14 protein-coding genes and 1 pseudogene are annotated in these 12,738 nt (G+C 70.1%); 12 read left to right on the forward strand and 3 right to left on the reverse strand.

Features of this window, described 5'->3' with window-relative positions; genetic code table 11:
• The first annotated feature begins 151 nt into the window (after positions 1-151).
• Genes ACFW0G_RS10700 through solA form a run of 3 tightly spaced genes read left to right on the forward strand, consistent with a single transcriptional unit; the run spans position 152 to position 2,783 of the window.
• A complete protein-coding gene (locus tag ACFW0G_RS10700; RefSeq protein ID WP_378324734.1) occupies positions 152-1,432 on the forward strand; it encodes a DegT/DnrJ/EryC1/StrS family aminotransferase in 1,281 nt (426 codons plus the stop codon).
• Complete coding sequence (locus ACFW0G_RS10705) at positions 1,423-1,608, forward strand: 4-oxalocrotonate tautomerase family protein (RefSeq protein ID WP_378324736.1); 186 nt, start codon at positions 1,423-1,425, stop codon at positions 1,606-1,608. Before ACFW0G_RS10700 ends, ACFW0G_RS10705 begins: the two co-directional genes overlap by 10 nt.
• Before the next feature lie 32 nt (positions 1,609-1,640).
• The gene (gene solA / locus ACFW0G_RS10710) at positions 1,641-2,783 is read left to right on the forward strand and encodes an N-methyl-L-tryptophan oxidase (protein ID WP_378324737.1); all 1,143 of its coding nucleotides are present in this window, start codon (positions 1,641-1,643) and stop codon (positions 2,781-2,783) included.
• An 84-nt stretch (positions 2,784-2,867) separates the two neighbouring features.
• On the opposite strand, the gene ACFW0G_RS10715 is transcribed toward solA, so the two are convergent.
• Positions 2,868-3,446, reverse strand: a complete 579-nt coding sequence (locus ACFW0G_RS10715; RefSeq protein WP_378324738.1) for a TetR/AcrR family transcriptional regulator — start codon at positions 3,444-3,446, stop codon at positions 2,868-2,870.
• A 191-nt stretch (positions 3,447-3,637) separates the two neighbouring features.
• On the opposite strand from ACFW0G_RS10715, the gene ACFW0G_RS10720 reads away from it, so the two are divergent.
• The 9 genes from ACFW0G_RS10720 to ACFW0G_RS10760 all read left to right on the forward strand — a co-directional run bounded on the left by ACFW0G_RS10720 (position 3,638) and on the right by ACFW0G_RS10760 (position 11,442).
• Positions 3,638-5,392 carry a CocE/NonD family hydrolase gene (locus ACFW0G_RS10720; protein ID WP_378324739.1) on the forward strand — a complete coding sequence of 585 codons (1,755 nt, stop codon included), beginning with the start codon at positions 3,638-3,640 and terminating at the stop codon, positions 5,390-5,392.
• Between the two features lie 34 nt (positions 5,393-5,426).
• Complete coding sequence (locus ACFW0G_RS10725; RefSeq protein WP_378324740.1) at positions 5,427-5,768, forward strand: putative quinol monooxygenase; 342 nt, start codon at positions 5,427-5,429, stop codon at positions 5,766-5,768.
• A gap of 76 nt (positions 5,769-5,844) precedes the next feature.
• Complete coding sequence (locus ACFW0G_RS10730) at positions 5,845-6,738, forward strand: NADP-dependent oxidoreductase (protein WP_378324741.1); 894 nt, start codon at positions 5,845-5,847, stop codon at positions 6,736-6,738.
• A 104-nt stretch (positions 6,739-6,842) separates the two neighbouring features.
• Entirely contained in the window at positions 6,843-7,043 is a 201-nt protein-coding gene (locus ACFW0G_RS10735) for a hypothetical protein (RefSeq protein ID WP_378324742.1), read from the forward strand.
• A gap of 196 nt (positions 7,044-7,239) precedes the next feature.
• Entirely contained in the window at positions 7,240-7,509 is a 270-nt protein-coding gene (locus ACFW0G_RS10740) for a hypothetical protein (RefSeq protein WP_378324743.1), read from the forward strand.
• A gap of 223 nt (positions 7,510-7,732) precedes the next feature.
• A complete protein-coding gene (gene aroQ, locus ACFW0G_RS10745; protein ID WP_378324744.1) occupies positions 7,733-8,386 on the forward strand; it encodes a gamma subclass chorismate mutase AroQ in 654 nt (217 codons plus the stop codon).
• A gap of 91 nt (positions 8,387-8,477) precedes the next feature.
• Positions 8,478-9,638 carry an acyl-CoA dehydrogenase family protein gene (locus ACFW0G_RS10750; protein WP_378324745.1) on the forward strand — a complete coding sequence of 387 codons (1,161 nt, stop codon included), beginning with the start codon at positions 8,478-8,480 and terminating at the stop codon, positions 9,636-9,638.
• A gap of 82 nt (positions 9,639-9,720) precedes the next feature.
• A complete protein-coding gene (locus ACFW0G_RS10755) occupies positions 9,721-10,869 on the forward strand; it encodes an acyl-CoA dehydrogenase family protein (RefSeq protein WP_378324746.1) in 1,149 nt (382 codons plus the stop codon).
• 174 nt (positions 10,870-11,043) lie between these two features.
• A complete protein-coding gene (locus tag ACFW0G_RS10760) occupies positions 11,044-11,442 on the forward strand; it encodes a hypothetical protein (RefSeq protein WP_378324748.1) in 399 nt (132 codons plus the stop codon).
• Here ACFW0G_RS10760 and ACFW0G_RS10765 read toward each other — a convergent pair.
• The gene (locus ACFW0G_RS10765; protein WP_378324749.1) at positions 11,414-12,442 is read right to left on the reverse strand and encodes an Acg family FMN-binding oxidoreductase; all 1,029 of its coding nucleotides are present in this window, start codon (positions 12,440-12,442) and stop codon (positions 11,414-11,416) included. The genes ACFW0G_RS10760 and ACFW0G_RS10765 overlap by 29 nt on opposite strands.
• Positions 12,439-12,738 (reverse strand): annotated as a pseudogene (locus tag ACFW0G_RS10770) (hypothetical protein); the annotation flags it as partial. The gene ACFW0G_RS10765 and the pseudogene ACFW0G_RS10770, both read right to left, overlap by 4 nt.

Genomic DNA, 12,738 nt, shown 5'->3' on the forward strand with positions numbered 1-12,738 from the left:
GCACCTTCCGGCCCCGTCCCGAGGAGTTCGTTGTGCGGCAACGGTCACCCAGCCGGCCCCGAGCGGGGTCCGGACCGGCTCGAGCGTCCACGGCGAGACGCGCGAAGCCGAACCGCACCAGGAAGTCCCGCTGTGCCGCCTGGCGTTTCCCGTGGTGACGCCACAGTCCACAGTGGACTCCCGGTACCGGGTACCCTGGGCTCGCCGAGGCAGCGTGCTCGACCACACCGACCTGGCCGCGCTCACCGAGGTCGTCCAGTCCGGTGATCCACTGTCGCAGGGCGGCTGGCGGACCCGGTTCGAGGAGCGGTTCCGCGCGCACATCGGAAGCAGGCACGCGGTGTCGGTGACCAGCGGTACCGTCGCGCTGGAGCTCGCCATCCACCTGCTCGACCTGGAACCGGGCGACGAGGTCGTGGTGACCCCGCAGACCTACCAGGGCACCATTCAGCCGCTGCTGGACTACGACGTCGACGTCCGGTTCTGCGATATCGACCCGGTTTCGCTGAACCTCGACCCGGACGCGCTGCGTCCGCTCCTTTCCCGCCGCACCAAGGCAATCCTGCTGGTGCACTTCGGCGGGTACCCGGCGCGGATGGACGAGATCATGGCGCTGGCGCGGCCGCGGGGCATCACCGTGGTCGAGGACTGCGCGCACGCGCTCGGCGCCGCCTACCACGCCCGGCGTCCGGGCGCACTCGGCGACCTCGGCTGTTTCAGCTTCCACAGCTCCAAGAACATCACCACTCTCGGCGAAGGCGGCATGATCACCTGTCACCGGGAGGACTGGGCGGAACGGCTCGAACGGCTACGCTCCAACGAGATCGACGGCACGTTCAGCTCCGCCCCCTGGCCTGCCGACCCCCCGGTCGCGTTGCCGTGGATGAAGTACTCCGCCGACGTCTACCGGCATTCCTGCACCGGTATCCGCCGGGCGGGCACCAACGCGACCCTGTCCGAGGCGGCGGCCGCGGTGGGCCTCGCCCAGCTGGACAAGCTCGACGCGCTGGTCGAGCGGCGCCGGGCCATCGCGGCCCGGATCGACGACGTGCTCGGCGGGTACCCGTTCGTCCGGGTGCCCACCACCCCCGGTGGTGTCCGGCACGCCTGTCACCTCTACACGTTCTTCGTCGCGGAGAGGGAGATCCGGGACGAACTGATCCGGGTACTCGACCGGCGCGGAGTGGAGATCCAGCTCCGGTACTTCCCGCTGCACCTCACTCCGGAGTGGCGGCACCGAGGGCACGGCGACGGCGAGTGCCCGGTCGCCGAGCGTCTCTGGTTCGAGCAGCACGTGAACCTGCCGTGCCACCCGGAGCTCACCGACGACCAGGTGCGCTACCTGCTGGACGTGCTGGACGACAGCCTGCGGGAGCTCGCCGGTTCCGTGCCACGTCCGTCCCGCCGGCCAAGGAGGATCCCATGCCGCTGATCACCGTCAAGCTGCTGGAAGGCAGGCTGACCGAGGACACCGAGCGGACACTGATCGAGCGGCTCACCGAAGCGGTGGGCGCCGCGCTCGGCCCGGACGCCCGTGAGCAGACCTGGGTGGTACTGGAAGGAATCCCGGCGTCGCACTGGGGAATCGCCGGCAGGCAGGCCGGGTAGTGCCCCGAGCCGGCAACGGAAGGACGGCGCGGATGACCCGGCAGGATGCCGACGTGCTGGTGATCGGGCTCGGCGCATGGGGTTCGGCCGCGCTGTGGCGGCTGCGTCAGCGTGGCGTCGACGTGATCGGCGTCGAACGGCACGGGATCGGCCACGCGTTCGGCTCGTCCCACGGCGGCAGCCGGATGTTTCGCATCACCTGCCTGGAACACCCCGGCCTGGTGCCGCTGGCCAGACGCTCGCTCGCGTTGTGGCGGGAACTGGAAACCAGTGCGGGCAGCCATCTTTTCCATCCGGTCGGCGGCCTGCTGATCGGCCCGGAGGACGGGAAGACGGTCGGTGGGACCCTGCGCGCCGCGGCCGAGCACGGTGTCGACGTCGAACGGCTCGCCGCCGCCGACCTGCGGGCACGGTACCCGCAGCACACCGGCCTGCACCCGGACCACATCGGAGTGTGGGAACCCTCGGCAGGCATCCTCCGCCCGGAGGCCGCGGTCCGCGCCGCCGTCCGGCTGGCCGAGGCCGGTGGCGCGCGCATCCATCCGCACACCACGGTCACCGGCATCGAGCTGATCCCCGGTGGCGTCCTGGTGCACACACCGGCCAGGACGTTCCGGACCGGTCAGGTGGTGGTCACGGCAGGCGCGTGGCTGCCCACCCTGGTTCCCGGTCTGCCACTGGACGCCATCCGGATGCCGATCAACTGGTTCGCCCCGGACGGCGACCGGGAGCCGTTCGCGCTGCACCGGTTCCCGGTGTTCATGCGGCAGCTCGACGACGGCCGCGTCCTCTGGGGCAACGGCAGGGAAGGCGAACACGAGGTCAAGCTCGGGCTGGAGGACGGCGGGGACGATCCGCGCCCCTTCGACCTGGACGGCGAGGATCGCTCGGTGTCCGCCTCGGACTGGCAGGCGCTCACTCCCCTGCTGCCCGAAGTGCTGCCAGGGCTGGACCCCGTACCGGCGAAGGTCGCGGTGTGCATGTTCAGCCGGACGCCGGACGGGCAGTTCGTGCTCGGACGGCCACGCCGCGACCCTCGCCTGGTGATCGCGGGCGGTTGCAACGCGCACGGGGCGAAGCACGCCACGGGCATCGGTGACGTGCTCGCCGATCTGGTGCTCGGCCGGGATCCGGTGTGCGCGCTGGGGTTCACCGACCCGAACCGGTTCGGCTGAACCACGCACCGTCGTGCTCACGCCGTGGTGGCGGCCCGGCCGCGCCGCCGTGACAGCACCTGGAGGAACCGTTTCCCGCCAAGGTCACGAACGGCGAGTGACGGCCCAGGCCGCCTCGATCATCGGGAAGATCTCGTCGACCGTGGCATCCGGGTCGGCCGCCTCGCGAGCCACCGAGTAGGCGTCGATCACGAACCTCGCGATCGTGCGGCAGGCGGTGGTGCTCTGGGGCAGACCGGGATCGGCGGCGATGGCCGCGGCCAGTGACTCCGCATGACGCAACCGCATCGACTCCTCGTACTGCCGCAAGGCAGGCGAGCCCTCGATCATGCGCCAGAGCGGCGCCGCGCCGTCGCCCGTGCAATGCCGCACCATCGCCAGGATCTCCTGGCGCAGCACGGGAATGAGCGGCTCGTCCGGCGCCCGGTCGGAGACCGCCTGGGTGAGGCGGTGCTCGAAGTCCTGGTCCTGCTCGAAAACCAGAGCCTCCTTCGAGGCGAAGTGGGAGAAGACGGTGGTGACGGCCACGTCGGCCTCGGCGGCCACGTCGCGGATACCCACCGCGTCGTATCCGCGTTCCAGAAACAGCCGGAGGGCGGTCTCGGCGATCTTCTGACGAGTCGCGGCCTTCTTGCGCTCGCGGCGTCCGGTCGGTGCGGTCACCCGCTGATGCTATCAGACACAAAACCCTAACCGTTGCTATGAGCTAACCGTTAGTGCTACGTTCGGTCCCGTCAGGCCCCGCGGACCCGGCCCGTGACGACGGCCGACGCACTCCCGCCCGGCAGGCACGACTCGACGGCAGAGTTTCCCTTGTTTCCCTTGTTTCCCTTGTTTCCCTTGGAGGAGCGAACATGTACCAACCCCGCATCGACGCCGGCATCGAGATGACGACCCGGGACGGCGTCACGCTCACCGGCGACCTGTACCGCCCGGACGAGGACGGCCGCTGGCCGGTGCTGCTGCACCGAACCCCCTACGACCGCGCGGGTGTCTTCCGGGTCTCGTCGCTGGTGGCCGACCCGGTGTGGCTGGCCCGGCAGGGCTTCGCGGTGCTCGTGCAGGACACCCGCGGCCGGTTCGGGTCCGGCGGCGAGTTCGGCTTCATCACCCAGGAGTACAACGACTCCTCCGACGCGGTCGACTGGGCCGCGGCACAGCCCTGGAGCGACGGCAACGTCGGGATCTACGGCTCGTCCTACCTCGGCATGACCGTGCTGCAGGCCGTCGCCGCCCGCAATCCACGCCTCAAGGCGGCGGTCGCGCTGATCGGCACCGCCGACATGGCCCACACCGCCCGCCCCGGCGGGCCGTTCGAACTGAGCTTCCTGACCCTGTACGGACTCGGCATGGCCCTGGAGGGCCTCGACCACACCTCGCTGAGCGCGGCCGAACAGGAGCGCGCGCTCAAGCAGCTGAGCGAGGCCTTCGCCGACCGCCGCGCCACCGTGGGCCGGCTGCCCCTGACCGGCATCGCCCCGCTCGACGATCCCCGGATCGCTCCCTTTTGGACGGACTGGCTGCGGTCACCGCACGACCCGTTCTGGGACCGGCCCACCCTGCTCACCGAGCCCGAGCGGATCACCATCCCGTTCCTGCAGGTCACCGGGTACCGGGACTTCACCAGCCCCACCCAGTTCCGGCTGGCCACCCGGCTGGCGGGCAACGAGCGGGCGAGCATGATCGCCGGGCCGTGGACCCACATGAGCACCTACAGCGCGTTCGGCGACGTCGGTGCGCGGGTACTGCCCAACGCCGCGGCCGGCGTGCCGACCTGGAGCCCGGTGCTCGCCGCGTTCTTCGACCGCCACCTGCGCGGCGGAGACGGCTCGGCCTACCCCGCGGCCGCGCCATACCTGTCCGGCCCCGGACCGGTCGCCTACTTCGTCGGCGGGTCGGACACCTGGGCACACGCCCCCGCGTGGCCACCCGCGGCGACCGTCGAGCAGTGGGCACTCTCCTCCGGCGGCGACGCGCGGACGGCGGACGGCGACGGCTTGCTGACGCACACGGAAGAACACATCACGACCGCGGGCTCCGACACGTTCACCGCCGACCCGCACGACCCCTTCCCCACCCACGGCGGCGTGATCATGTTCGAGGGTGAACCCGCCGCGGCGCCAGGAGGCATCCAGGATCAGCGCGCGGTCGACGGGCGCGGCGACCTGCTCGTCTACACAAGCGCTCCACTGGCCGAGGACGTGACGATCGCCGGACAGCCCGAGCTGGTCGCGTTCGTCACCAGCACCGCGCCGGACGCGGATCTGTGCGTCACCCTCGTGGACGTCGAACCCGGCGGCTTCGCCCTCAACGTCGCCGAAGGCGCGCAGCGCGCCCGCTACCGCAACGGCGGCGACACCGACTGGCTCGACCCCGAAGAGCCCAGCCGCGTCACGGTCACCCTGCACGACGTCGCGCACCGGTTCCGCCGCGGCCACCGCATCCGGGTGCAGATCGCCGGGTTCAGCTTCCCCCGCTACAGCCGCAATCTGCACACCCGCGCCGTTCCGGAGTTCGGCACCCTCGACGAGGCGGTCACCGCACAGCACACCGTGCACCACGGCGGACCGGCGCCCTCTTCGCTGCACCTGCCGGTACTCGGCGCATGAGCACCCACCACCACCACTACCGCGAGGAGCCCCGTTGCCCGAGATCGTCGTCATCGCCCGTCTCCAGGCCAAGCCGGGGCGCGGCCCCGAGATGCTCGCGCTGTTCTCCGAACTGGTCCCCGAAGTACTGCGCGGCGAACCCGACACGCTGCGCTACGCCTTCTACGTCGAGCCGGACTCCGACCCGCTGCGGGTGACCGTGGTCGAAAAGTACCCCTCGCGTGCCGCCCTCGACACCCACAACACCGGTGTGCTGACCCGATACCTGCCCCGGCTGCTCGACCTCGTCGACGGTGCCCCCGAAACGATCGAGCTGCATCCGGCCGCGCTGGAGGTCTCCGTCACCGAGGCCGACGCCGCCCGGCTCAGCGTCTGAGCCGATCCCTCATGCGCTATCAGTTCCATGATAGATGCAGTTACAAAACACTAACCGTTAGTCTTAAGGTGGAACCATGAAAGCAATGCGCTTCGCCGAGTACGGCGGTCCGGACGTCCTGGAACTGACGGAGGTGGCCGAGCCCCACGCCGGCCCTGGCCAGATACGCGTCGCCGTGCGGGCGGTCGGCGTGAACCCGCACGATTGGCGGGTTCGCGAGGGCCAGTTCCAGCGGATCCGCCCGATCCCGCTGCCCGCCGGCGTCGGCCAGGACGCTTCGGGCGTGGTGGACGAGGTAGGCGACGGCGTCACCGGTATCGAGGTCGGCGACTCCGTGTTCGGCCGGGGCTCGAGCACCTACGCCGAGTTCGCCGTCCTCTCCTCCTGGGCACGCCTACCCGGCGGGTTGACCTTCGCCGAAGCGGCCGGATACCCGTCGGTGGTCGAGACCGCGCTTCGGATCATCCGCATGGTCGGCGTCCAGCCCGGACAGACGCTGCTGGTCAGCGGAGCGGCCGGCGGAGTCGGGTCGGCGGTGCTGCAGATCGCCCGCGACCGGGGAATCACGGTGATCGGCACCGCCGGGGCCGCGAACCAGGACTACGTACGCGGCCTCGGCGCCCTCGCCACCACCTACGGCCCGGGCTGGGTCGATCGGGTACGTCAGCTCGGCCAGGTCGACGCCGCTCTGGATCTCAACGGCAAAGGCGTCATCCGCGGGCTCCTCGACCTGACCGGGGACCCGGACAAGGTGATCACCATCGCCGACCTCGAGGCGCCGATGCTGGGTATCCGATTCGCCGGCGTCGGCGGCAACATGCCCGAAGCGCTCGCCGAAGCCGTCGACCTCATTTCACGCGGGAAGCTCCACATCCCGGTCGGCCAGTCGTACCCGCTCGCCGAGGCCGCGGCGGCGCACGCGGACAGCCAGGCGGGACACACGCGGGGGCGCCGGGTCCTGCTCGTCTGAGCCGATCCCGTACCCGCGGGCGGGACCCGCTCTCCGGGAGCGGCCTGTCCTGCTGAAAGCAGCCACGCGGTGGCGCCGGCGAAAGGCCGCGCCACCGCTTGGCCGTGGGACGGGCCCAGACGATCGGGAGTTTCCGGTTCTTCTTCACCGGCCAGCACCCGGCGCGCTCCTCGCGGCGCTCCATTGTGGACGGATGGTCACTGGTGGCCGAGTTCGCGGAGGGTGAGTGCGGCGGCGATGGTGCGGGCGTCGCCGAGCCGTGCCGGGCCCAGCCCGGCGAGGGTGGCGGCGCGGCAAGTGCGTAGGTACGGAATCCGACGTAAACACCGGTTCGGGGAGCGATCTACGTAATTGTCCGGATGTTCCGTCCTCTTCGGACACGTGATCATAGTGTCCGACAGCGTCCCGAAACCTGTCGGCGTCCCTGCCCGCGACCGCGGGGACGCCCGCTCGACCGCCACGCGCGGCCCCGCCGCGCCATGGAGCACAACGAGGTGCGACATGAACGACCAGGAACTCGACGCGCTGCGCTACGTGGCGGCCGACGAGGTGCTCTTCCACCGCGGCACGTGGGGCGGCCCGGCAGGCTACCGCTGGCGCGGCCCGGACGGGGCAGAAGCCGGCGTGGTGCCCCAGTGGACGGCCGAGGTGCTCGACGGGCTGAGGGGCCGCGGCCTGATCGCCACCCAGCCCGGCCTCGGCGCCCTGGACGTCGGCATCACCGTCACCGCGGCGGGCACGGACGCGCTGTCGCCGGCAAAGCGGCCGTGATCCGCGCACTCCGTCGAGGCCCACCGGAGATCAGGACGTCTGCGAGACCATCTACGGCGAACGTCCACAACGGACATCGGCCGCACTCGGCCGGGCGACGGCCCCGGGCTGCCGGGTCCCGGCCGCCTGCCGGCTTCGGCGAAGATGACGGGGGTGGTTCGCGGCAGTTTCTCGCGATTGACTGGCACGCGGGAACGTAGTCCAACTCCGGAAGGATGGCCCGATGTCTGGTGTGCGAGGTTTGACCCGTCCGCTGGTGGTGTCCGCGATGATCGGCGCATTGCTGCTCGGTGGTGTTTCGGAGGCCTCGGCCACCGTGCCCACGCCCGTGCCGGCTCCGACGCTCCGGGCGTGGGGGCCGCTGGGTGCGTTGACGGATCTGGCGGTGCGGCGAATCCTGCTCGGCGACAAGGTCGCGGCGGCGAAGTTCGGTACGGATCAGCCGATCGACGACCCGGTGCGGGAGCAAAAGGTCCTCGACTCGGTCCGGCAGTTGTCGCTCGCCGCCGGGATCGATCCGGCGGCGAGTGTCCGGTTCTTCCAGGACCAGATCGAGGCGAACAAGATCGTGCAGCGCGGCCTCTACGCGCTGTGGACCGCACATCCGGAACTTCGCCCCACCCACCGGCCGGATCTGGCCACCGAGGTCCGGCCCCAGCTGGACCGGATCACGACGGGGATCATCGAGCAGCTGGCGGCGACGGCTTCCGTCCGGCAGCCCACACTCACTTGCGAAATCGACGCTTCGGTCGCGAAGATCTCCGCCGAGATCCAGCAGCGCCTCGACGCTCTCCACCGGCAGGCATTGACCGTCGCGCTCCGGAACACCTGCTCGGGTCCGGCGACAACCACCTCCGGCGCGGACAGCTACTCATGACTTACCGGCGGACCGGCCGGATCGTGTGACCACGTTCGTGATTTCCGATCAAGTATTTTCACTATCGGCGGCGCGGTCCATAGTGAAGGACATGGCAGCAGCGGTGACCCCCGAGGACTTCCGGCCGATTCTGGAGCTGGTGCGCGACTTCGTCCGTGCGAAGGTGCTCCCGCGTGAGCAGGAGATCATGGACCGCGACGCGATCCCCGGCGATCTGCGCGAGCAAGTGGCGGAGATGGGCCTGTTCGGCTACGCCATCCCCCAGGAATGGGGCGGGCTCGGCCTCGACTTGACGCAGGACGTCGAACTGGCGATGGAGCTCGGCTACACGTCGCTCGCCCTGCGCTCGATGTTCGGCACCAACAACGGCATCGCCGGTCAGGTGCTGGTGAACTTCGGCACCGCCGAGCAGAAGGCACAGTGGCTGGAGCGCATCGCCTCGGGTGAGGTGGTGGCGTCCTTCGCGCTCACCGAGCCGGGAGCGGGATCGAACCCGGCCGGACTGCGCACCAAGGCCGTCCGGGACGGTGACGACTGGGTGATCGACGGCGAAAAGTGCTTCATCACCAACGCTCCCATCGCGGGTCTGTTCGTCGTGTTCGCCCGGACCCGGCCCGCCGGCGAGTCCGGTACCGGCATCGCGGTCTTCCTGGTCCCGGCGGACGCGCCCGGCCTCGAAGTCGGCGTCAAGGACAGGAAAATGGGCCAGGAAGGTGCCTGGACCGCCACCGTCTCGTTCGCCGGGGTCCGGGTGCCGGGGTCGAGCCTGGTCGGCGGTGACGAGGACGCCGGATACCGCGCCGCGATGACGTCGCTGGCCCGCGGCCGCGTCCACATCGCCGCCCTCGCGGTCGGCACCGCGCAGCGCGCGCTCGACGAATCCGTCGCCTACGCCGCGACAGCCACCCAGGGCGGCACGCCGATCGGCGAGTTCCAGCTGGTGCAGGCGATGCTGGCCGACCAGCAGACCGGCGTGCTGGCGGGACGCGCCCTGGTGCGGGAGACGGCGGCGCGCTACGTGTCCGGAGAGGACCGGCGGCTCGGGCCGTCGGCGGCGAAACTGTTCTGCACCGAAATGGCCGGGAACGTGGCCGACCTCGCGGTGCAGATCCACGGCGGCAGCGGCTACATGCGCGAGGTCCCGGTCGAGCGGATCTACCGCGACGTGCGCCTGCTGCGGCTCTACGAAGGCACCAGCGAAATCCAGCGGTTGATCATCGGCGGCGGCCTGATCCGCAGGGCCCGGCGATGACGACCCGGCCGACGTCGACGCGCTCGCCCGGTGCAAGGTGCGCTGGTGCTCGCCTCCCGCGGCAACGAGAAGGGATGCGAGCATGACGCTCACCGACGACGAGAAGCAGATGGTGGCCCTGGTTGCCGAATTCGTCGACGAACGGGTTCGCCCGCGTGTCCGCGAATTCGAAGCCGACGACATCTACCCCGCCGAATTCATCGACGAGATGAAGAAACTCGGCTTCTTCGGACTCCTCGCACCGGCCGAGTACGGCGGTGTCGATGTCAGCACCGCGTGTTTCGCCCGGGTCACCGAGGAACTTGCGCGCGGGTGGATGAGCCTGGCCGGGGCGATCGGCGGCCACTCCGTGATCACCTACCTGATCAAGACCTTCGGGACGCCGGAGCAGCGCGCGAAGTATCTGCCGAAGATGGCCGAAGGCACCATCCGCGCGACCATGGCCCTCACCGAATCCGGCGGCGGCAGCGACCTGCAGGCCATGCGCACTCACGCCACCCCCGACGGCGAAGGCTGGTCCGTCACCGGCTCGAAGACATGGATCTCCAACGCCGCGCACTCCGGGCTGATCGGCCTGCTGTGCCTCACCGACCGCGACGTGAAACCCGCCCACCGCGGCATGAGCGTCCTGCTCGTCGAACCCGGTGACGGCCTGACCATCTCGAAAAAACTCCCGAAGCTCGGCTATCGCGGGGTCGAGGCGTGCGAACTGGTCTTCGACGGCGTGTCCGTACCCGGTGACGCCGTGCTCGGCGGCAGCCCGAACGAGGGCTGGGGACACATGATGCGAGGGCTGGAGGTCGGCCGTATCCAGGTCGCCTCCCGCGCGCTGGGCGTCGGGCAAGCCGCGCTGGACGACGCCGTGAAGTACGCGCAGGAACGGGAATCCTTCGGCAAGCCGATCTGGAAACACCAGTCCGTCGGCAATCTCCTGGCCGACATGGCCACGAAAATGCGCGCCGCACGGCTGCTCACGCTCGACGCCGCCGAACGCCTCGACGCGGGCGAACGCGCCGACATGGAAGCCGGGATGGCCAAGCTGTTCGCGTCCGAGTCGGCGATGCAGGTCGCCCTCGACGCCGTCCGCGTCCACGGCGGCTACGGCTACTCCAAGGAATACGACGTCGAACGCTACTTCCGCGACGCCCCGCTGATGATCGTCGGTGAAGGCACCAACGAAATCCAGCGCAACGTCATCGCCGCCCAGCTCATCGCCCGCAACCGGATCTGAGGACTCGGCCCGGCGCGTGCTCCGCCGTCGCCCCTGCCCGCGCCTTCGTGTGTCCACTGTGTACTACTCGGTGGCGGATCATGTCCCAGGTCGCATAGGGCGCGGAAGGGTGGCGCTGGTGGAAGATCTCGCCGGGCAGCGTCATCGCGGGTGCCTTGCGGGGGTTGGAGTCTCGTGGCCGGCACCGGAGAACACGGCACATCCGAGGATTACCTGCGCTTCGAACTACGACAGGCCCTGGAGACCGTCCGCCATCAGACCACACTGCTGGTCCGGCTGACCGGCTTTCTCATCGCGCTGGACTCGGCCCTGGTCGCCTATGGCTTCGCACAGGGAAAAGCGATCATGCTCCTCATCGCGGCAACCGTGCCCGCGGCCATGATGTTCGCGGGCCGGCTGATCATCGGGCACGTCTACCCGATCGCCATGGTCGCCCTGCGGGCCGAGACCGCGCTGCACGACCGCGAGGACGGCCTCGTCACCACCTGTCTGAAACTCCGGCTGCCGGAGATGTACCACCAGGTCGCCTTGTTCGTCGTGGCAGTCACCGCGTTCGGGATGGGGCTGTTCTAGCCGGTGAAACGGCGGCCTTCCGCAGGACTTCGTCGATGGCGCGGCGCGGGCTCTGGCCGACGTCGCCCAACGGGTGTCCTACGCGCATCAGCGCCTGCGGGAAACCGGTGAGTCCCAGGTCTTCACACAGCGCCGAACGCACCTCGGGCAGATGCAACGGCTGAGTCAGGACCGACGCGACGAGCCCGCCGTCGACAGCCGCGAGCCAGGAGTTCTCCAGGGCGACACCGGCGTGCAGATGATCGACAGGCGCGTCGTCGACGGTCATGAACACCAGCAACGTCTCGTCGGCCAGCCTCCGCCGCAGCACCGCACGGTCCGGCAATGCGGTAGCCGACCGCACCAGCCCCGCCCACGGCAACGTCGACGGCGGCAGGCAGCTACCCGCGATACCCACACCATGCCGGTGGGAATATTCGTCGTGGATCGTCCACAATGCCAGCTCACGCTGATAGCCGTAATCGTGCTGGTAAGCCTCCGCGGCGAACTCGAGCAAGTCCGCCAGCTCCGACAGCTCGCGCTCACCGGTCACCGGCCGCGCCTGCACCCGGCCCACTTCCCCCGCGTTCACGATCTCCGCGAGCGCGTATGCCGACACCGGATGAGCCGAGAAACGCTGTCGATGGCTACGACGCCGCGCGATCGCGGAAAACCGGTGCAGCTCCCCCGCGTCCGGCGGCCGGGCACCATCCGGGCGCAGGACGGCCACGAGTTCCGGCTGCCGGGGATCCGGGAACGTCTCCGTGCGCAGCCGGCGGCCCAGCACCCGCACCGCGAGCTCCAGGTTCGCCAGCGCCGCCCCGCACGAGACGAGCCGATCACGGCCCCGCGGATCATGCTCGGGCAACGCGAGATCACGGCGTTCACGCAGGAACAGCTCGTCGTCACCGACCTCCAGCGTCCACGGCTGGATGTTGTGCACCGACGGAGCACGCACCACCGCCCTCGCCAGCACTTCGATGTCCCCGAGTGTCCATTCTCCGTGCGGTGACCTCGTCATCGCCATCCTCCATCGCGTCCTCTTCTTCCGGCGGGCACCACGACGTCGTGGACCGGACGGCGGCCCGTCCACGACGCGGCCGAGTAGCCGTAGCCCAGACGCAGCACGGTGTGCGGACGGCCGAACGGACGGAACAGCTCGGTGATCCCGTCTCGTGTCGAAGCCACTTCGAACGGCTGGGACAGGAACGACGTCGCCACGCGCACCGAGGTCGCGGTCAACAGAACCCGCTGCATCGCCAGGCCCGCACGGACCTCCGCCGCGGGACCCGAGTCCGGGGTGAGCACCACCGCGAG

Origin of the sequence: Amycolatopsis sp. NPDC058986, assembly GCF_042741125.1 — a bacterium.
Taxonomy (GTDB): Bacteria; Actinomycetota; Actinomycetes; order Mycobacteriales; family Pseudonocardiaceae; genus Amycolatopsis.